General features: G+C 66.3%; 15 protein-coding genes. 9 read left to right on the forward strand and 6 right to left on the reverse strand.

The features are described 5' to 3' along the window. The first annotated feature begins 163 nt into the window (after nucleotides 1-163). The 7 genes from QU481_RS08030 (at nucleotide 164) to QU481_RS08060 (ending at nucleotide 8,464) form a co-directional block, all read left to right on the forward strand. The gene (locus tag QU481_RS08030) at nucleotides 164-1,339 is read left to right on the forward strand and encodes an NAD(P)H-dependent flavin oxidoreductase (protein WP_289829422.1); all 1,176 of its coding nucleotides are present in this window, start codon (nucleotides 164-166) and stop codon (nucleotides 1,337-1,339) included. A gap of 240 nt (nucleotides 1,340-1,579) precedes the next feature. After that, on the forward strand, nucleotides 1,580-2,689 hold the full coding sequence (locus QU481_RS08035; RefSeq protein WP_289829424.1) for an acyltransferase family protein: 1,110 nt from the start codon (nucleotides 1,580-1,582) through the stop codon (nucleotides 2,687-2,689). 677 nt (nucleotides 2,690-3,366) lie between these two features. Then, nucleotides 3,367-4,722: an aldehyde dehydrogenase family protein gene (locus QU481_RS08040; RefSeq protein ID WP_289829425.1), complete on the forward strand. Its 1,356-nt coding sequence runs from the start codon at nucleotides 3,367-3,369 to the stop codon at nucleotides 4,720-4,722. A 7-nt stretch (nucleotides 4,723-4,729) separates the two neighbouring features. Beyond that, nucleotides 4,730-4,933 carry a DUF485 domain-containing protein gene (locus tag QU481_RS08045; protein ID WP_289829426.1) on the forward strand — a complete coding sequence of 68 codons (204 nt, stop codon included), beginning with the start codon at nucleotides 4,730-4,732 and terminating at the stop codon, nucleotides 4,931-4,933. Next, nucleotides 4,930-6,429, forward strand: a complete 1,500-nt coding sequence (locus QU481_RS08050) for a sodium:solute symporter family transporter (RefSeq protein ID WP_289829427.1) — start codon at nucleotides 4,930-4,932, stop codon at nucleotides 6,427-6,429. The genes QU481_RS08045 and QU481_RS08050 overlap by 4 nt, the downstream gene beginning before the upstream one ends. Before the next feature lie 11 nt (nucleotides 6,430-6,440). Then, nucleotides 6,441-7,079, forward strand: coding sequence for a glutathione S-transferase family protein (locus QU481_RS08055; protein WP_289829428.1), 639 nt, complete (start codon nucleotides 6,441-6,443; stop codon nucleotides 7,077-7,079). After that, nucleotides 7,079-8,464: an FAD-binding oxidoreductase gene (locus QU481_RS08060; RefSeq protein WP_289829429.1), complete on the forward strand. Its 1,386-nt coding sequence runs from the start codon at nucleotides 7,079-7,081 to the stop codon at nucleotides 8,462-8,464. Before QU481_RS08055 ends, QU481_RS08060 begins: the two co-directional genes overlap by 1 nt. Before the next feature lie 67 nt (nucleotides 8,465-8,531). On the opposite strand, the gene QU481_RS08065 is transcribed toward QU481_RS08060, so the two are convergent. From QU481_RS08065 to QU481_RS08080, 4 genes are all read right to left on the reverse strand, one after another. Further along, nucleotides 8,532-10,409, reverse strand: coding sequence for a methyl-accepting chemotaxis protein (locus QU481_RS08065; protein WP_289829430.1), 1,878 nt, complete (start codon nucleotides 10,407-10,409; stop codon nucleotides 8,532-8,534). A gap of 464 nt (nucleotides 10,410-10,873) precedes the next feature. Further along, nucleotides 10,874-12,505 carry a 3-(methylthio)propionyl-CoA ligase gene (locus QU481_RS08070; RefSeq protein WP_289829431.1) on the reverse strand — a complete coding sequence of 544 codons (1,632 nt, stop codon included), beginning with the start codon at nucleotides 12,503-12,505 and terminating at the stop codon, nucleotides 10,874-10,876. A gap of 215 nt (nucleotides 12,506-12,720) precedes the next feature. Next, a complete protein-coding gene (locus QU481_RS08075; RefSeq protein ID WP_289829432.1) occupies nucleotides 12,721-13,245 on the reverse strand; it encodes a response regulator transcription factor in 525 nt (174 codons plus the stop codon). After that, a complete protein-coding gene (locus tag QU481_RS08080) occupies nucleotides 13,245-14,486 on the reverse strand; it encodes an ATP-binding protein (protein ID WP_289829433.1) in 1,242 nt (413 codons plus the stop codon). Before QU481_RS08080 ends, QU481_RS08075 begins: the two co-directional genes overlap by 1 nt. A 411-nt stretch (nucleotides 14,487-14,897) precedes the next feature. On the opposite strand from QU481_RS08080, the gene QU481_RS08085 reads away from it, so the two are divergent. Together QU481_RS08085 and QU481_RS08090 are read left to right on the forward strand one after the other, a co-directional pair. Further along, nucleotides 14,898-15,863, forward strand: coding sequence for a LysR family transcriptional regulator (locus tag QU481_RS08085; RefSeq protein WP_289829434.1), 966 nt, complete (start codon nucleotides 14,898-14,900; stop codon nucleotides 15,861-15,863). Nucleotides 15,864-15,995: 132 nt separating this feature from the next. Next, nucleotides 15,996-17,285 carry an NAD(P)/FAD-dependent oxidoreductase gene (locus tag QU481_RS08090; RefSeq protein ID WP_289829435.1) on the forward strand — a complete coding sequence of 430 codons (1,290 nt, stop codon included), beginning with the start codon at nucleotides 15,996-15,998 and terminating at the stop codon, nucleotides 17,283-17,285. Between the two features lie 213 nt (nucleotides 17,286-17,498). On the opposite strand, the gene QU481_RS08095 is transcribed toward QU481_RS08090, so the two are convergent. Together QU481_RS08095 and QU481_RS08100 are read right to left on the reverse strand one after the other, a co-directional pair. Further along, a complete protein-coding gene (locus tag QU481_RS08095; protein ID WP_289829436.1) occupies nucleotides 17,499-17,879 on the reverse strand; it encodes a SirB2 family protein in 381 nt (126 codons plus the stop codon). Nucleotides 17,880-17,954: 75 nt separating this feature from the next. Next, complete coding sequence (locus QU481_RS08100; RefSeq protein WP_289829437.1) at nucleotides 17,955-19,151, reverse strand: low temperature requirement protein A; 1,197 nt, start codon at nucleotides 19,149-19,151, stop codon at nucleotides 17,955-17,957. Nucleotides 19,152-19,279 lie beyond the last annotated feature (128 nt).

Below are 19,279 nucleotides of genomic sequence, written 5' to 3' on the forward strand. Positions count from 1 at the left end.
CCGGGTTGAGCGCTCAAACCGGGAACCCCCAAACGTCGGGCGCGGGGCGCGGATTGGCCGATCCCCGGCCAATCCGCGCTAGCTTGACGCGCGTCAACATTCGGCCGGAGCAGCCGTCCGACAATGGCGATCTTTTTAGGTTTAGCTACTTGAAAGCATCGCCATGACCACCCCCACCGAATTCTCTCCCTTGCGCCTGAAGGGGCGCGAGCTCTTGCCCATCGTGCAGGGCGGCATGGGCGTCGGCATCTCGGCCAAGAGCCTGGCCGGCGCCGTCGCCCGCGAGAATGCCGTCGGCACTATCGCCAGCGTCGACCTGCGCCACCTGCACGAGGACCTGGTCGCCCAGTCGCAAGGCGCCGACCTCGATGCGCTGAACCGTCTCAACCGCATCGCGCTCGACCGCGAGGTGCGCGGCGCGCTCGTGCGTGCCGACGGCCACGGCTTGGTTGCGGTCAACGTGATGAAGGCGGTCGACGACCACCCGGCGCTGGTGCGCCAGGCCTGCGAGTCGGGCGCGCACGCGATCGTGATGGGCGCCGGCCTGCCGCTCGACCTGCCGGAGATGGCGGCCGAGCACCCGGACGTGGCGCTGATCCCCATCCTGTCCGAATCGCGCGGTATCGGCATCGTGCTCAAGCGCTGGATGAAGAAGAACCGTCTGCCCGATGCGATCGTGATCGAGCACCCGAACCACGCCGGCGGCCATTTGGGTGCGGCGCGCATCGACGACCTGTCCGACGCCAAGTTCGACTTCAAGCGCGTGCTGGACGAGACCTTCGAGCTGTTCAAGGGGCTGGGCCTGGAGCGCGAGAAGATCCCGCTGATCGTCGCCGGCGGCATGAGCCGCTTCGACAAGGTAAAGACCGCGCTGACCGAATGGGGTGCCTCAGCGGTGCAGGTCGGCACCGCCTTTGCCGTCACCCGCGAGGGCGATGCGCACGCCAACTTCAAGCGCACGCTGGCCGAGGCGCGGCCCGAGGACATTGCCGAGTTCATGTCGGTGGCCGGCCTGCCGGCACGCGGCGTGCTGACGCCATGGCTGAAGAACTACCTGAAGCGCGAGGTCAAGCTGCAGGCCAACGCCAAGGCCGACCCGCGCCGCTGCACCCAGGGGCTGAACTGTCTATCGGTGTGCGGATTGCGCGATGGCCTGAGCAAGGTCGGGCAGTTCTGCATCGACCTGAAGCTGGCGGCGGCCTTCCGCGGCGAGGTCAGCAAGGGGCTGTTCTTCCGCGGCGCCGATCCGCTGCCGTTCGGCGAGACGATGCGCTCGGCGAGAGAGACCATTCACTATCTGCTGACCGGGGAGAAGCCGGGCGAGTTGGTCGCCGGCTAAGTCGGGTTCGGTAGGCCGGGAGGTTGGCCGAATGAATAGGGATGACGGGCGCGACGTGGTGACGTAGCGCCCGTTTTGTTTGGGGGGATTGGTGTGGTGCCTTTCGGCCAACGTTGGAGGGGATTGTGGGACCCGGATGAGGGGGCGGGTGGTGGCCCGTCATTAAGGTAGAATGCCAAAATCACATCAAAAATTCCTTCTCTATTTGTTCGGTATAAATAAACAGCATCCAGAACAACAATGAATCCTAAACCAACCATTCAATCCATCCAGGCGCTGCGAGGTTTGGCGGCGCTCCTCGTTGTCGGGTTCCACTTCCGAAGTATCGCCGGCCCGGCGAACCAAGCCCTAGCCGACTTGCTGTTCAGCCAGGGGGCGATTGGAGTGCCCTTATTCTTCACCATCAGCGGCTTCATTGTCGTGTATATCACCGAGGATCACGCCCAGGGGCTGGCCGGCGGACGCGACTTTCTGGTAAAGCGCGCCTGCCGTGTACTGCCGCTCTACTATCTGGTCACACTAGGGGGAGCGGGCTCCTCCTGGGACAGCCTGTATGAAACTGGCCGCTCGATGTTGTTCATTCCCCTCGGTGGCACAGGCGGGGGGCCTACCTACGGCTACGCTAGGCTGTTTGTCGGTTGGACGTTGAACTACGAAATTTTCTTCTACCTGCTGACGGGCCTATGTATCGTGGTTGCCGGTCGCTGGCGCTGGCAGGTCCTGTTGGCCTGCTTGGCGGCATTGGTGTTGGCGCCCGCGCTGTATTTTGGCTGGAACGGATTGAGCACGTCGGCAGGTTATCCGTTTGGGAACGTCTACTTGGCGATGATCACTAACCCGATCTTGCTGCAGTTCGCGCTGGGCGTTCTGATTGGGCTATGGCACCGTGCTGACCCGAAGCGAGGCATGGGCTACTGGGGGTGGGGCCTCGCCGTGGCGGGGCCGCTCTTTGTGTGGGATTACGTCACGGGTCGCTACAATGGGCATGATCTGACTGGCTGGGGACTGATTTGTGCAGCGTTAGTGCTAACGCTGGTGATGTACGAACGGCAGAGAGCTGTCCGCTGGCCCCCTTTCCTCCTGTTCCTTGGTACGATTTCGTATTCGTTGTACCTGATGCACGAAAAAGTCTGGTTTTTCTGTGAGCGGTTGCTACCCCGTCTCGGAATCGCGAAGGATACCGGCGGATGGCCATTGTTGATCGCGGTGGCCATCGTGACGCTGCTGGTGTCAATGGTGACCCACAAATACATTGAACAGAAGCTGTTGGGGTGGATGCGAGCTAAGCTCTTTGGGGCATCGCGTGGAGGTTCCGAAAGACCGCGCCAACCTGCGCCAGCCGGTTTGTAACATGGTGGGATGCACGGACGGGGCTCTCGTGGAGGGCCCCATTTTTTTTAATAAAAACCTGTCAGTCAGATAGCGCTTCTTGAAAGAGGCGCCGTTGGCAGGTGTCTGACTGTGGATAAGCCGCAAGGTCGGCCGAAAGTATCCGATGCGTGATTTAGTGTAAGAAAGCCGGATTTGGCCAACATGATGAGTAGGCTCACGAACCTGCCCTCGTTTTCAACTTTCCAAATCCACTGTCGATGCAATCATCCTGCCCATCCCCCTTTGCGCTGCCGAGCGATCGTCAAGCGGCCAGGTTTTAAGCCGCCGCTTGTTCGAGCACCGCGACGTTAGCGCGGTGCGAGTTCGGCGGCGCCTGGCCGTTTGGCTGGCGCGAGGGAAGCCGAAGGCCGGCGCATCGGGGGTCGCCTTTCTTTGCTTCCTTTCTTTGGCGAAGCAAAGAAAGGAAGTCGCCAGTCGGGCGAGGCCGACAAGGCCGCTGTTCTCGCCAACGTTGGCCGAACGACAAGATGGGTTGCGGCGCCAGCGTCTCCACCCATCCTACGGGCTACCTATTGGCTACATCGCCAAGCCGCAGCCAGCCCCGTCCCCGCCCCATAACAATTCGTCGCGAAAACACACGTGCCCCGTGTTTTCCCCTCCTGACGCCGCTCCCCCGTTTTTGCTACCCTTGGGTCATGACTGCCTATACCAGCTGCAACCCCGCCACCGGCGAGGTCGTCTTCACCCGTCCCGCCGAATCCGACACCCGTCTGGCCGAGCAGATCGCCGCGCTGAAGCAGGCGCAACGTGACTGGCGTGGCCTCTCCGTCGAACAGCGCATCCCGCCGCTGCTGAAGCTTGCCGACCTGCTTGAGGCCGAGCGCGAACGGCTCGCCGACCTGGTCACGCTCGAGGTCGGTCGACGCACCGCCGAATGCCTGGCCGAGATCGACAAGTCGGCGCAGTTGATCCGCTACTACGCGCAACTGGCGCCGGGCCTGTTGGCGTCGCAGCCGATTGCGACCGGCGCGAGCAAGAGTGGCGTCGCATTCGAGCCGCTGGGGCTCGTGCTGGCGGTGATGCCGTGGAACTATCCGATCTGGCAGGTGCTGCGTTTCGCGGTGCCGGCGCTGTTCGCCGGCAACGCCTGTCTCGTCAAGCCGGCGCCGTCGGTGCCGCAGGCGAGCGCCGCGCTGCTGGAGCTGGCGCATCGGGCGGGCCTCGCGGTGCTCGATATCGGCTGGCTCGATAACGAGCAGGTCGAGGAGGCGGTGCGGCTGTGCGACGCGGTGGCGTTCACCGGCTCGACCAGCACCGGCCGCCTGATCGCGGGCCTGGCCGGCAAGCATCTGAAGAAGACCGTGCTGGAGCTGGGTGGCAGCAACCCGTTCATCGTCCTGCGCGATGCCGACATCGCCGCGGCAGCGAAGGAAGCGTGCCACTCGCGTTTCCGCGACGCCGGCCAGAGCTGCAACGCCGCGAAGCGGCTGATCGTGGTGCCGGAGATCGCCGACGAGTTCGTCGCGGCCTTCCTCGCTGAGGCGGTGGCACTGCAGCCGGGCGACCCGCGCGACCCGGCGGCGACGTTGGCGCCGCTGACCCGCGCCGATTTGCGCGAGGCGCTGCACGCGCAGGTGCTCGACGCGCAGGCGAACGGCGCCGAGCTGCTGCTCGGCGGCCAGATGCCGAGCGGGCCGGGTTTCTTCTACCCGGCCACCGTGCTCGATCACGTGAATCCGGCGTGCCGCGTTTACCACGAGGAGGTGTTTGGGCCGGTGGCGAGCATCCTGCGCGCCGATTCGGAGGCCGACGCGATCCGCCTCGCCAACGATACGCCGTTCGGCCTGGGCGCGGCCATCTACACCGCCGATACCGAGCGCGGCTGGCAGCTGGCGCGCCAGATCGAGGCGGGCAGCGTGTTCCTGAACCGCCATACCAGTTCCGACCTGCGCCTGCCGTTCGGCGGCGTGAAGGCGTCCGGCTACGGCCGGGAGCTGTCCGAGTTCGGCCTGTACGAATTCGTCAATGTGAAGACCTACTGGCAGAAATAATCCGCCGATGCCCCGTTTCTGCCTGATCCTGCTGCTGGCGCTGGTCGCCGGCTACTACGGCGTCGTCGCGTTCGCGCCGTCGCTGCTTGCCGGTAGCCTATCCGGCTGGCCGGTGTCCATCGTCGTCGCGCTGGCGCTGTTCGCGCTTGGCTTCGCGATCACTGTGCTCTACGCCCGTGCGGCCGATGTTGGTCGAAAGGGGGCGAAATGAGCCCGGCGGCGATGCTGTCCATCCTGTTCGTGCTGCTCACCCTGGGGGTGACCCGCTGGGCGGCGCGCCGCCAGGGCGATGGTGCGATGGCGTTTTTTACGGCGGACGGGCGGCTGGCCGGTTGGCAGAACGGCCTGGCATTGGCCGGTGACTACCTGTCGGCGGCGGCTTTCCTCGGCGCGGCCGGCCTCTATTTCACTAGCGGTTACGACTCGGCGGTGTACGCGGTCGGCACCTTGTTCGGCTGGCCTCTATTGCTGATTCTGCTTGCCGGACGGCTGCGCGATGAGCGTGAGTACACGCTCGCCGGGGTGCTCGCGAAGCGCTTCGACACCAGGGCGGTGCGCGGCCTCGCCGCCGCCTCGTCGCTGACGGTGACGTTGTTCTACCTGATCGTGCAGATGGTCGGTGCCGGCAAGCTGGTGGCGTTGCTGTTCGGCCTGCCGTACGCGGCGGCAGTGAGCGTGGTCGGTGTGCTGATGGTGCTGTACGCAGCGGGCGGGGGCATGCTCGCGACCAGCTGGGTGCAGATGATCAAGGCGATGCTACTGTTCGGCTGCGGCGGCGCGCTGGCGGCCGGGGTGCTGGCCGTGCACGGCGGCAGTGTTGCCGCGCTGTTCGCCGACGCGGCGGCGCACTCGGGCCAGGCGATCTTCCTGCCGAGCCGTGCGCTGGCCGACCCGGTCGAGGTGCTGTCGCTTGGCGTTGGCCTGGTGCTCGGCCTGTTGGGCCTACCCCACGTGCTGATGCGTTTTGTCACCGTGCCAAACGCGCGTGCGGCGCACCGCTCGGTGCTCTGGGCGACCGGGCTGATCGCGCTGTTCTTCGCCATCAATATGGTGATCGGCTACGGTGCGGTCGCGCTGCTCCCCCCCCACGCGGAGCTGTTCGACGCGGCTGGCAAGCTCGTCGGCGGCAGCAATATGGCGGCGGTGCAGCTCGCGCGGGTGCTCGGCGGCGCAGTGCTGGGCGGCTTCGTCGCGGCGGTGGCGTTTGCGACGATCCTCGCGGTGGTCGCGGGGCTGGCGCTTGCTGGTGCCAGCGTGGTCAGCCACGACCTGTACGCCGGGCTGCTGCGCCGTGGCCGCGTCGATGCGGCCGCCGAACTGAAGCTGGCGCGCTGGGCGGTGATCGCGCTCGGCGCGTTGGCGGTGGCGCTGTCGCTGGCGTTCCAGGACCAGAACGTCGCGTTCCTGTTCGGCCTTGCGTTCGCGCTGGCCGCGTCGAGCAATTTTCCGCTGCTGCTGCTCAGCCTGTTCTGGCCTAAGCTGACGGCACGCGGCGTGATCGCCGGCGGCATTGCCGGCATTGCCGCGTCGGTCGGCCTGATCGTCGCCGGGCCGGCGGTGTGGGTGGCGGTGCTGGGCTTCAAGGCCCCGCTGTTCCCATACACCAATCCGGCACTATTCTCGGTGCCGCTGGCATTCGCCGCCGCCTGGCTGGGCTCGGTCACTGACCGTGCCGCTCGCCGGGCTGCCTTGTCTTCCTCATTGTGAAAGTCCTGTCTATGTCCCGTCTGCTGCTCTACGGCAACCGTCTTTCCGGCCACAGCTACAAGGTGCGCCTCGCGCTGATGCTCGGCGACCTGTCGCACGACTACGAACACGTCGACCTGGCCGTGGCGCGCGACGCCCGCCTGGACGCCTTCCGTGCCGCCAGCCGTTGGGGTGAGGTACCAGTGCTGCTGGTCGACGGTGTGCCGCTGGTGCAGTCGAACGCCATCCTGCAATGGCTGGCCGAGAGCGAGGGCGTGCTCGCCGCAGCGCCCGGCGAGCGCCAGACGGTGCGCGAGTGGCTCAGCTGGGAGGCCAACCGCATCGGCATCTCGCTGCCCAACCTGCGCTATATCCGCCTGTTCGGCGGCGCGAACGAATCGGTGTGCGACTGGCTGGCCGCAAGGCTGCGTGACGATCTGAGCGTGCTCGATGCGACGCTCGCCGGGCGCGCGTGGCTGGTCGGCCAGCATCCGACCATCGCCGACGTGGCCTGCGCCGCCTATCTGTGGTGGCTGCCCGACGCCGGTCTGAACCTGCAACGTTGGCCGAACGTCGCCGCCTGGCTCGCGCGCATCGAGGCGCTGCCGGGCTGGGCGCATCCGGATACGCTGATGGCGCCTGACCTGGCCGACGAGGAAGAGGACGAATAATGAGCACGCCGCTCGCGCAACTGGCCGCCATTGTCGGCGACGCGCACCTGTTAACCGCCGAATCCGACATCGCGCCGTTCTGCCTCGACTGGCGCAAGCGCTACCTCGGTCGCCCGCTGGCGGTGGCGCTGCCGGGCAGCACCGCCGAGGTCGCCGCGCTGGTCGGCTATTGTGCGGCGAATGGCATCCCCATCGTTCCGCAGGGCGGCAACACCGGCACCTGCGGCGCGGCGACGCCGGACGACTCCGGCCGGGCGCTGGTGATCGCGATGCGTCGGCTGAACAAGGTGCGCGAGGTCGACGCGGCCAACGCAACGATGACGCTGGAGGCCGGCGTGACACTGGCCGAGGCGCAGCAGGCGGCGGCTGCGGTCGATAGGCTGTTCCCGCTGTCGCTGGCGAGCGAGGGCAGCTGTCAGATCGGTGGCAACCTGTCGACCAACGCCGGCGGCCTCGCGGTGCTGCGTTACGGCACGATGCGCGAGCTGGCGCTGGGGCTGGAGGTGGTGCTGCCGGACGGCCAAGTGCTGAACCTGCTGTCGGGGCTGCGCAAGGACACGACGGGGCTCGACCTGAAGCAGCTGTTCATCGGCGCCGAGGGCACGCTCGGCCTGATCACCGCGGCGACGCTGAAGCTGTTCCCACGGCCGACCGCGCGCGCAACCGCCCTGATCGGCATCGCCGACGCCACCGAGTCGGTGGCCTGGCTCGCCGAGCTGAAGGCGGTGTTCGGCGACCGGCTGACCACCTTCGAACTGATCTCGCGGCGCTGTCTGGAGCTGGTCGACCAGTACCAGCCGCAGGCGCGCGTGCCGTTCATCACGCCGTGGGCGTTGCTGATCGAGCTGTCCGATGGCGGTGCTTCGGCCGAACTCAACGAACGGCTGGTCGGCTGGCTGGCCGAGCGGGCGATGCTCGACGGCGTGATCGCGCAGTCCGAGGCCGAACGGCAGGCGCTGTGGGCAGTGCGCGAGGCGATCTCCGAGGCGCAGGCGGCGCACGGCCCGAGCATCAAGCACGACATCGCGGTGCCGGTGTCGGCGATCCCTGCGTTCATGCAGGATGCGGCGACCCGGCTCGAGGCCGCCTTCCCCGGCGTGCAGATCGTCGCGTTCGGCCATGTCGGCGATGGCAGCCTGCACTACAACGTGTCGTATACCCGCCCCGGCAACGCCGACCTGTTCGACGACGAGGAGCGCGTCAACGCCATCGTCTACGACGCAGTGTATGCCGTGCACGGCACGCTGGCCGCCGAGCACGGCATCGGCCAGCTCAAGGCGCACTGGCTGGCGCGCTACAAGGACCCGGCGGCGCTGGCGCTGATGCGACAGATCAAGGCTCTGCTTGACCCGCAGGGGCTGATGAACCCGGGCAAGCTGTACTGAGTCGCCGCTGCGACCAGCAACGAAAAAGCGCCCCGCGGGGCGCTTTTTGTATGGTGTGGGACACGACTCAGAGCTTGAAGCGCCCGAACGCCGCGTCCATCCGCGATGCCGCCTCGGCGAGGTGCTGCAGCGTGCCGCTGACGCTCTGCAGCTGGTCGTCGCTCTCCAGCACCCGGTTGTTGATCGCCTCGGTGCTCTGCGCGATCAGCGTCGACGCGTTGTGCTGCTCGGTGGTCGACAGCGTGATGTCGTTCATCTTGCTGACCACCGACTCCATCGAGCCGCGGATCGTGCGGATGTCGGCGACCGACTGCTGGGTCAGCGACACGCCCTGGTCGACCGACTGCACCGTCTGGTTCACGTCGCCGACCGCGCGGCTGGTCTCGCTGCGGATGGTGTCGACCTGCTGCGCGATTTCCAGCGTCGCCTGCGCGGTGCGCTCGGCGAGCTTGCGCACCTCGTCGGCCACCACGGCGAAGCCGCGGCCCTGTTCGCCGGCGCGCGCCGCCTCGATCGCCGCGTTCAGCGCCAACAGATTGGTCTGGTCGGCGATGTCGCGGATCACGTTGGTGATGTTGCTGATGTCCTGCGAGCGACGGTCGAGCGAGCTCAGCATGGTCTCCAGCGAGCGCACTGCGCTGACGGTGACTTCCATGCCGTCGGACAACTGCTGCATCTTGGTCGAGCTGTCGGCCAGTTCCCCGTGCGTGCTCTTCACCAGCGAGTCGGCCTGGCCGGCGCTGTCGGCGATGTGCGCGATGCTGACGGTGATCTCCTCGAGCGTCGCGGCGTTGGACGAGGACACGTCGGCCATCTGGCGCGAGCCTTCGGCCAGGCGGACGAGCTGGCCGTTCGCCTCGCGCACCCCGCCGATCAGCGTGTGCGCCTCGCCCTGCAGCTGGCCGAACAGCTTGCGCAGCTGGCCGATGAACTGGTTGAACGCGCGCGCGGTGGCGGCGATCTCGTCGCTGCCGGTGTCGTCCAGGCGCAGCGTCAGGTCGCCGTCGCCCTGGGCGATGTCGGCCATCGCGTCGCGCAGCCGGTGCAGCCCCTGCAGCATGCGGCCGATCACCACGCTCGCCAGCGCCGCCATCAGCACGAAGGCGAACAGCGAAATGCCGATCAGCGTGTAGAGCAGGGTGTGCAGCGGCGCCATCAGCTCGGCCTTCTTGGCGGCCACGCCGATATACCAGTTGGTGCCCTCGATCGGCTGCAGCGCCACCAGCATGGTCTCGCCCTGGATGTCGACGTCGGCGGGGCTCGCCTGCTGAGCCAGGCTCGCCATCGCCTCGGCGGTCAGGCTCGGGGCGATCTGGGTGATCGGCTTCAGGGTCAGGTCGGCCTGCGGGTGGGCGATGATGGTGCCGTCACGGCCGACGATGAATGGGTAACCGTCGCCGCGGACCTTCTGCGACAGCACGGACTTGACCACATCGTCGACGAATACGTCGCCGGCGGCCACGCCGCCGAACTTGCCGTCGGTCTGGAACGGCGCTGCGACGGTCACCGTCAGCTTCTTGCTCTGCGCATCGATGTAGGGGTCGGTGACCACCGGTTGACCGGCGGCCTGCGCCTGCTTGAACCACGGGCGCTCGGTGACGTTGTAGTCGGCCGGCGGCACCCAGCTGTCCGAGAACAAGACGCGCTTGTCCGCATAGCCGAAGTAGGTGTCGTAGAAGCGGCCGCCCTTGGTCAGCTGCTTGAGGAATTCGATCGCGTCGGGGCGCTGCGCCACGTTGGTCTCGTTGGCGATCAGCGCGCGCTTCTCGTCGAGCCAGGTGCGCATCATGCTGCCCTGGCCGGACAGAACGCTCTGGAATTCCTGATTGATGCCCTGCTGGATCTCGCTGCGCATTTGCACATACGCAAATGCAACCAGCGCCAGACCGAACAGTGCGGTGATCAGTATGGTGAGGCCGATCAGTCTACTTCTAAGAGTTTTCACGTCCGATTCCTTCTTGGGTCCATTCTCTGTTCCGTCGTCTGGCCGGGGAGAGGGGGCCATGCGGATTTGTTTTAACTGTGTCGATTGTTTTTTGTATTTTGATTACGAATCAGCATATTAACATTCAGTAAGTTACTTGTTGATTGCAAAATGGCAGAGATGTGCGTGACAGCTTGGAAATGGAAGAAAAATGCTGCAGTAGTAGACGTACGGGCCGAGGGGGATTGCGCTGTTGCCGGGCAGTTTGGGGGGAGTAGCGTAGGGGGCCGACGGGTGGGGGCGTTGCGGCGCTGGCCAAAAAAAATCCCCTGGCGGGATTCCGGCAGGGGCCAACACGAGGAAGAAACATCGTCCGCCGGTAGGCGAAGCGACGTTTCGAGGGGCTAACACCACAAAAACCTTTCAGTTTCTGTGCGGGGCACAATTTAAGGTAATTGCTCTAATTTGTACAGTTCTTCTTCGTTCTAAGCGCCATCCGGCCAGCGATAAGCGCGAAATCGCTCGCGCAACGCCATCTTCTGCAGCTTGCCGGTGGCGGTGTGCGGCAGCTCGTCGACAATCACCACGTCGTCGGGCAGCCACCACTTGGCCACCTTGCCGGCGAAGAACGCCAGCAGCTCCTCGCGGCTCACCGTCGCGCCGGGCTTGAGCACCACCACCATCAGTGGCCGCTCGTCCCACTTCGGGTGCGCGACGCCGACCGCCGCCGCTTCGGCCACCGCCGGATGGCCGATCAGGATGTTTTCCAGTTCGATCGAGCTGATCCACTCGCCACCCGACTTGATCACGTCCTTGGTGCGGTCGGTGATCCTCATGTAGCCGTCCGCGTCTATCGTCGCGACGTCGCCGGTGTCGAACCAGCCGTCGTCGCTGTGGCTGGCGTCGCGTTCGCGGTGGAAGTAGCGCGACAGCGCCCAGACGCTCTGCACCTGCAGCCGGCCGAAGGTGACCCCGTCGTTCGGCAATACCTTGCCGGCGGCGTCGACCAGGCGCAGTGCCACGCCGTAGATCGGCCGGCCCTGCGTCAGTTGCAGGCGGCGCCGTTCTGCCGCGTCGGCACGGCGGTGCTTGAGCTTGGGCGAACTGGTGGTGCCCACCGGCGACAGCTCGGTCATGCCCCAGAGCTGGCGCAGATCGGCGCCGTGGAAGGCGAGCTGCTCGATCATCGTTTCGGGCACCGCCGAGCCACCGACGATCACTCGCTCCAGCGAGCTCAGTGTCAGGTCGCGCTGCTCGCAGTGCTGCAATAGCGCCATCCACACCGTAGGCACGCCGGCGGCGAGGGTGACGCCTTCGGCCTCGATCAGCTCGTACAGGCTTTCCGGGTCGAGCTTCGGCCCCGGCAGCACCAGCTTGGCGCCGTTCAGCGTGGCGCTGTACGGAAAGCCCCAGGCGTTGACGTGGAACATCGGCACCACCGGCAGGATGCAGCTGTCGGCCGACACGCCGAACGCGTCGGGCAGCGAGCTCGACAGCGCGTGCAGCACGGTCGAGCGGTGGCTGTACAGCACGCCCTTCGGATGGCCAGTGGTGCCCGAGGTGTAGCACAGGCCCGACGCGGTCTGTTCGTCGAGGCGCGGCCAGGCGTAGTCGTCGCGCTCGGCGGCGAGCAGTTCCTCGTAGCAGAGCAGGTCCGGCAGGCTGGTCGTTGACGGCATGTGGGCGCGGTCGGTCAGCAGCACGTAGTGGCGGATCGCCGGCAGTGTCGGTGCCAGCTGCTCGACCATCGGCAGGAAGGTGAGGTCGAAGCACAGCACGCCGGCCTCGCCGTGGTTGACGATGTAGGCGATCTGGTCTGCGAACAGGCGCGGGTTGACGGTGTGGCAGATGGCGCCGGTGCCGGAGATCGCGTAGTAGAGCTCGTAGTGGCGGTAGCCGTTCCACGCCAGCGTGGCGACGGTGTCCCCTTCGGCCACGCCGAGCCGGGCCAGTGCGTTGGCGAGCTGTCGGGCACGTCGCGCGGCGTCGTGGTAGCTGTAGCGGTGGACCGGCCCCTCGACGGTGCGCGACACGATCTCGGTATCGCCGTGGTAGGTCTCGGCGTGACGCAGCAGGTCGGTGATCAGCAGTGGCGCGTCCATCATCTGTCCCAGCATGTTTGTCCCCTCTTGTGGTTGTCCCATCGGCCGGCGGGTGCGCCGCCGACTTTCCATGGTAGGAAAGCGGTCGGGGGAATGACAGGAGGATGGCGATGGGATCCGGGCGAGGCTTGATCCGGGTCAAGCATTGCGGCGATGAGCCGCTGGCAAGCGCGCTTGGTTGGGGGCGTCGTAGGCAGCGCGTACGGCAAGACCGGGCAGCAGGGACCGCGTCAGCGCGCCACCGGCTTCTTCGCCAGCATCCGTTGCAGGGTGCGGCGATGCATGTTCAGCGCCCGGGCGGTCGCCGACACATTGCCGTCGTGCTCGGCCAGCACCCGCTGCACATGCTCCCAGGTCAGCCGCTTTACCGACATCGGCTGCGCGGCGACCGGCAGTGCCGGGTCGGGCTCCTGCTGGCCGAATGCGGCGAGGATGGCGTCGGCGTCGGCCGGTTTGGCGAGATACTGGGTGGCGCCGAGCTTCACCGCCTCGACCGCGGTGGCGATGCTGGCGAAGCCGGTCAGCACCACGATGCGGGCCATCGGACTGCGCGCCTTGAGCTTGGGCAGCAGCGCGAGGCCGCTGTCGCCGGCGAGATTCAGGTCGAGCAGGATGCGGGCGGGGGCCGGGTCAAGCGACTGCAGCGCGGCGGCGGGGCTCTCGACATGGCGGCTGGCGACGCCGCGCCGCGCCAGCGCGCGGGCGAGCACCGTGGCGAATACGGCATCGTCGTCGATGATCAGCAGTTCGTTCATCAGGTGTCCTTCGCGAGAGGCAGCACCAGCTCGGCGCATACGCCGCCTTCTGGGCGGTTGATCAGCCTCACCCGGCCGCCGAGGCGCGACAGCGTCGCATGCGTCAACAGCACGCCGATGCCGAGCCCCGCCGGCTTGTCGGTCGGCAGCTCGGCCAGGCCGGCGCGCGCCAGCTGTTCGGCCGACAAGCGGCCGCTGGGGTTGACGATGGTCAGCGTCAGCGTGGCGTCGGTGAGCGTCGCCGCGAGTTCGACCCGGCCGCCGCCGGCCTCGGCGGCGTTGTCGAGCAGGTTGTACAGCGCCGGCCAGAATGTCGCATCCAGCGCTACCGTCGGCCCGGGCGCGCACGGCAGCTGCTGCTCGAGGCGAACCTGCGGGCGCAGCGTCGCCCAGGCGGCGAGCCGCTCGGCCAAAGTCGGGAACAGCGGTGCCGCCTCGGACGCCGGTTCGCCACCGCGTTTCAGTGCCGCCAGCGCGTCGCGGCAGCTGGCGAGCTGCGCCTGCATCAGCGCCAAGTCCTCGCTCAGTGCCGCGTCGTGGCAGTGACCGGCGGCCAGTTCGTCGGCCAGCAGCGTCAGCGTGTTCAGCGGCGTCGACAGCGCGTGCGCGGCGCCGGCCGCCTGCACGCCGAGCGCCACCAGTTGTTCGTTGCGCAGCTGGATCTCGCGTGCGCGCGCCAGTGCCGCCTCGCGCTCGGACAGGTCGTGAGCGAGCCGGGCGACGACGATGGCGATCAGCAGTGCCGACAGCGCGAAGGTGAACCACATCCCGGTCAGGTGCAGGTGAAAGGCGTAGGCGGCGTCACCGCCGAGCAGCGGCCACGGTGCATGCCAGTAGAAGAGGGCACCGTAAGCGGCCGTCGCCGCCAGCGACAGCCCCCAGGCGAACCAGCCTGGCGACAGGAGGGCGGCGAACAGCACCGGGCCGAGGAACAGCGAGGCGATCGGGTTGGCGGCGCCGCCGGTCAGCGCGACCAGTGCGGACAACGCCAGCGTGTCGGCGACGAGCCCGGCGCGCAGTGCGGCCAACGGTGTGAGTGGCGCGTGGGCCAGCAACAGGTTGGCGCTGGCGAGCAACACCAGCGTGGCGCCGAGTTCGGGCAGCGGCAGCTGCCAGCCGGTCTGGCTCAGTGCCGTGAGCGTCAACACGGCGATGGCCAGCAGCACCCAGCGCAGTCGGGTCAGGCCGGCGAGGGCGCGGGCAAGATTGGCCGAATCGGAGGGGGAGGGAAACGCGGTCATGTCGCGACTTTACCACTGGGGCGAGTGGGGAGGCTGCGACACGATGTCGCATCGTTCCGCGCTGCCGACGGGCCGGCCGATTGATAAGGAAATGATAAGGAAATGATAAGGAAATGACCATTTCCACGTCATATAATGGGCTCATAATGCTTCGAGTGACAATGCCCGCTGGGAGCAAGCGAGCGCTTGGTTGCGATGCAGTGCAAAGCCTTTCCAGGCAAGGCTTTGCACTGGATTTACATCGATGCGGACAGGGTCATGCAGGAAGAATTTTTTCTGAATTAAGAATTTTGATAAATTGTTTTTTTCTACTATTACCCCGCATATTCGTGTATCGTTTTGTAATACATACTATAAATTGATACTACTTGATGAGCCTGGCCGGATAGCCCCGACCCCTGGAACGAGCCAATGGATACCCTCAAAGCACTTCAGGTTTTCATGACCACGGCTGAGAATGGCAGCTTCTCCGACGCTGCCCGCAAACTCGGCGTTTCGCCCGCCGCCATCAGCCAGAGCATTGCCCGTCTCGAGCAAGAGCTGGAAGTGCGGCTGTTCAACCGCACTACTCGCCAGCTGACGCTGACCGAAGACGGCCGACGCTTCTACGCGCAGTGCCGCGGCCCGGTCAACCACCTCGACACCGCGATCAACCAGCTGAAGGAGAGCCGCGACGAGCCGGCCGGCCATCTGCGCGTGAGCCTGCCCAACTCGTTCGGCCGGCGCTTCATCCTGCCGCTGATGGGCGAGTTCTGTGGGCTGTATCCGAAGATCAAGGTGTTCTTCGGCCTGGACGACCATTTCAGCGACCTGATCGAGGACGGCTACGACGTCGGCGTGCGGGTCGGCATGCTGCCGGACAGCCGCATGGCGGCGCGCCCGCTGGCGCAGATCCCGCAGTACGTAGTGGCGAGTCCGGCGTACTGGGACAAGCACGGTCGGCCGAGCAAGCCCGAGGATCTGGCGCAGTACGACTGCATCAACTTCCAGTTCCCGACCTCGGGTCGCTTGTACAAGTGGGAGTTCGACTGCGATGGCGAGCGTCTGCCACTCGAAGTCGTCGGTACCTACACCGTCAACGACATCGAGGCGGTATGCGAGCTGGCACGCCTGGGCCTCGGTGTCGCGCAGCTGCCCGGCCACGAGATAATGCCCTACTTGCGCAGCGGCGAACTGGAGGTGGTGCTGACCGATTTCGTGTCGCTGCAGCGCAATATCACCATCTGCTTCCCGCATCGCGAGCACATCGCGCCACGCACCCGCGTGTTCGTCGACTTCATCGTCGAGAAGCTGTTCGATCACCCGGACATCGTCGCCGAGCTGCCGGGCCTGGACCTGTCGGCCAAGCGCAGCGAGTTGGCCGCCGCCGAGGCGTAAACGGCCCCACCGTACCGTTCGTCCCACAAACCCGGCCTCGGCCGGGTTTTTTTGTGCGTCGGGTGTGACAAAGTCCGGAACGTGTGTTTAATATGATTAACACAACGATGGTTGAACCGGACTGGACTCGCTATGGCTACCCAAAAGATCGCGCACACTTCTTCCTACTACGCCGCCTCGGCCAACCCGTCGCCGGAACGCCCGCCGCTGCGCGGCGCCGAGCGCGCCGATGTTTGCGTGATCGGCGCCGGTTTCACCGGCCTGTCCACCGCCCTGCACCTGGCCGAACAGGGGTATTCGGTGATCGTGCTGGAGGCGGCGCGGGTGGGCTGGGGCGCCTCGGGGCGCAACGGCGGCCAGATCGTCAACAGCTACAGCCGCGACATGGACGTGATCGAGCGCTGGCACGGCAAGGCCACCGCCGATGCGCTGGGCGGCATGGCGTTCGAGGGCGGACGCATCATCCGGGAGCGGGTGGCGAAATACGGCATCCAGTGCGACCTGAAGGACGGCAACATCTTCGCCGCGCTGACGCACAAGCAGCTGAAAGAACTGGAAGACAAGAAGGCGCTGTGGGAACGCTACGGCCACACCCGGCTGGAGCTGGTCGACGCCACCGGTATCCGCCGCCATGTCGGCACCGATCGCTATGTCGGCGGGCTGATCGATCACTCGGGCGGTCACATCCACCCGCTCAACCTGGTGCTGGGCGAGGCGGCTGCGTTCGAGTCGCTGGGTGGAAAGATTTTTGAACAGTCGGCGGTCACCAAGATCACCGAGGGCAAGACGGTGAAGGTGCATACTGCCGCCGGCGAGGTGAGCGCGCGCTTCCTGGTGGTGGCCGGCAACGCCTACCTCGGCGACCTGGTGCCGAAGCTGGCCGAGAAGTCACTGCCCTGCGGCACCCAGGTGCTGACCACCGAGCCGCTGCCGGAATCGCTGACGCGTGAATTGCTGCCGACCGACATGTGCGTGGAGGACTGCAATTACCTGCTCGACTACTATCGGCTCACCGCCGACAACCGGCTGCTCTACGGCGGCGGTACCGTGTACGGTGCGCGCGATCCGGGCGAGATCGAGCAGTTGATCCGGCCGAAGATGCTGAAGACCTTCCCGCAACTGGCCAAGGTGAAGGTCCAGTTCGGCTGGACCGGCAACTTCTCGCTGACGCTGTCGCGGCTGCCGCAGGCGGGCAAGCTCGCCGACAACATCTATTACTCTCAGGGCTGCAGTGGCCACGGCGTCACCTACACTCATCTGGCCGGCCGCCTGCTGTCCGAGGCGATCGCGGGCAAGCCGGAGCGCCTGAAAGCCTTCGCCGGCCTGCCGCACTTCCCATTCCCGGGCGGTCGCCTGCTGCGCGTGCCGATGCTGACGGCCGGCGCGTGGTACTACGGGGTGCGAGACAAGCTCGGAGTGTGAGCGGTCGCTCGTTTTGAGACATCACGATAACGCCGCGGTCTTCGGACTGCGGCGTTTTGCCTGTTAGGGTGGTAGGGGTGCCCTAGGACGTTGTGCGGTTCGGCCAAGGTTGGTGAACTCTGTGGCTTTACTCGGTCTTGCCCGACTGGCGGGACTGGCGCTGTGACATTGTGTGTGACCGTTACCCAATTTAACCGCAAATGGTCCTACTCTTCAAAACGGCCACACCATCTTCGTCTTCGCCACCGTAACGATATACAGCACCGTCGCCAGCGCCGCGATGAACGCCCCCCAGCGCACCCCCGGCGTCTTGCCGCGCTTGAGCGCTACCGTGCCGAGCCCGATGTAGACGACGAGGGCGACGATCTTCGCCTGCAGCCACGGGATGTGCAGGGGGTTGAGCTGGCCGACTACCAGCAGCGCGATCGCGCAGACCAACAGCAGCGTGTCGATCAGGTGCGGCGCGATGCGCACGGGCTTGGCGGCGAGCCAGGCGGGTCGCGCCGCCATCATCAGGCCGCGAGCGACGAAAGACAATACGGTCAGATAGGCGAAACCGGCGTGGGCGTGCTTCAGCATCAGATAGGCGGGCATGGCGATGTCGATGTCTTAAAGGTTGGCCGAAGCGTTGATTCTAGCTTGTGTCACCGATGTGGATGCTGCGCAGGATCAAGCCTGCTGTCCGTGCCGGGCCTCCGACTCGGCGATGCGGCCACGCGACACGCTCTCCCAGATCGCCACTACCGCCAGGATCAGCGTGGTCAGCCCGCCGACCATCAAGAGGTCGGTGCGAAAACCGAACGGGGTCAGCACCGCCAGCAGCGCCAGGCCGGCTAGGTGCGACAGCGGCAGGCGGCCGTACACCATGCGCTTGAACAGCGCGTTGGCGAGCAGGTACAGCGCCGGTCCGCCGATCAGCACCGCCAGCGTGCGCGGCACGAGGGAGCCGTCGGGCTGGGCGATCACCAGCTCGTTGCCGACCGCGTTGACGATGATCGCGCCGACCAGCGCCACGTGCACATAGTGGAAATGCGCGCCCATCTTGCCCGGGTCGTCGGCATGCGCGATCGCCTCGGTGGCGGCGCGGCAGCCGGTGTCGAAGTACACCCACCACAGCGCGAGGCTGCCGACGAAGGCGACCAGCGTGGCGATCAGCACCGGTGCGTTCCAGGTGGGCAGGCTGCTCAGTGTGGCGCCGGTGATCAGGATCGCTTCGCCGAGCGCGACGATCACGAACAGCTGGCAGCGCTCGGCGAGGTGTCCGCCTTCGATCGTCCACTCGCGGCGCGAGTCGGAACGGCCGAGCCCCGGTAGCCAGAAGCCGACCATCGGTGCCACGTATTCGGCCAGCACTGCCAGCGCCCACAGCGCCAGCCGTATCGGCTCGCCGCTGACGCCACCGGTCAGCCATAGCGCCGCCGACAGGCTCTGCCAGCCGAGGATGCGCCGGTAGTTAGCGGTGAGCGCATGCTCGCCTCCGAGAAAGAACAGGATGCACAAGGTGCGGCCCAGCTGGATGACGGCGAAACAGGCGCCGACCACCAACGCACGCCCGGCGAAGGCCTGCGGCAGTGCGGCCGCCAGCACCAGGCCCACGCCCATAATGGCGAACAGCAGCAGCCGCACCGGCTTGCTCTCCGGGTCGAACCAGTTGGTCATCCAGGCGGTGTACTGCCACGCGAGCCACACCGCGAACCATAGCAGCAGCGTCTCGATCGCGCCCGCCAGCGACAGATCGGCGAGCAGCCGGTGCGACAGTTGCGTCACCGCGAACACATAGATCAGGTCGAAGAACAGCTCGGCGTTGGACACGCTGGCCTCATGGCCGTCGCGCTGGCGCAACAGGTGGTGGAAGGCGCGGGACATGGACGCTCCTTGTCGAGGGTGTGCTTGCGGTATGGCATAAGCGGGCGACAGCTGGAAAGCACGACGTCGCGCAGTCCGGCACGGCACGGGTGGTAAACTGCGGCTCCATCCATTCGCCACGGCCAGCC

The sequence above is a fragment of the Crenobacter oryzisoli genome (assembly GCF_030385785.1).
Lineage (GTDB): Bacteria > Pseudomonadota > Gammaproteobacteria > Burkholderiales > Chromobacteriaceae > Crenobacter_A > Crenobacter_A oryzisoli.

What these genes read in the sequence shown, in the direction of transcription:
- QU481_RS08030 (WP_289829422.1), top strand. Translation starts at nt 164, where the DNA reads ATGACCACCCCCACCGAATTCTCTCCCTTGCGCCTGAAGGGGCGCGAG.
- QU481_RS08035 (WP_289829424.1), top strand. Translation starts at nt 1,580, where the DNA reads ATGAATCCTAAACCAACCATTCAATCCATCCAGGCGCTGCGAGGTTTG.
- QU481_RS08040 (WP_289829425.1), top strand. Translation starts at nt 3,367, where the DNA reads ATGACTGCCTATACCAGCTGCAACCCCGCCACCGGCGAGGTCGTCTTC.
- QU481_RS08045 (WP_289829426.1), top strand. Translation starts at nt 4,730, where the DNA reads ATGCCCCGTTTCTGCCTGATCCTGCTGCTGGCGCTGGTCGCCGGCTAC.
- QU481_RS08050 (WP_289829427.1), top strand. Translation starts at nt 4,930, where the DNA reads ATGAGCCCGGCGGCGATGCTGTCCATCCTGTTCGTGCTGCTCACCCTG.
- QU481_RS08055 (WP_289829428.1), top strand. Translation starts at nt 6,441, where the DNA reads ATGTCCCGTCTGCTGCTCTACGGCAACCGTCTTTCCGGCCACAGCTAC.
- QU481_RS08060 (WP_289829429.1), top strand. Translation starts at nt 7,079, where the DNA reads ATGAGCACGCCGCTCGCGCAACTGGCCGCCATTGTCGGCGACGCGCAC.
- QU481_RS08070 (WP_289829431.1), bottom strand. Translation starts at nt 12,505, where the DNA reads ATGCTGGGACAGATGATGGACGCGCCACTGCTGATCACCGACCTGCTG.
- QU481_RS08075 (WP_289829432.1), bottom strand. Translation starts at nt 13,245, where the DNA reads ATGAACGAACTGCTGATCATCGACGACGATGCCGTATTCGCCACGGTG.
- QU481_RS08080 (WP_289829433.1), bottom strand. Translation starts at nt 14,486, where the DNA reads ATGACCGCGTTTCCCTCCCCCTCCGATTCGGCCAATCTTGCCCGCGCC.
- QU481_RS08085 (WP_289829434.1), top strand. Translation starts at nt 14,898, where the DNA reads ATGGATACCCTCAAAGCACTTCAGGTTTTCATGACCACGGCTGAGAAT.
- QU481_RS08090 (WP_289829435.1), top strand. Translation starts at nt 15,996, where the DNA reads ATGGCTACCCAAAAGATCGCGCACACTTCTTCCTACTACGCCGCCTCG.
- QU481_RS08095 (WP_289829436.1), bottom strand. Translation starts at nt 17,879, where the DNA reads ATGCCCGCCTATCTGATGCTGAAGCACGCCCACGCCGGTTTCGCCTAT.
- QU481_RS08100 (WP_289829437.1), bottom strand. Translation starts at nt 19,151, where the DNA reads ATGTCCCGCGCCTTCCACCACCTGTTGCGCCAGCGCGACGGCCATGAG.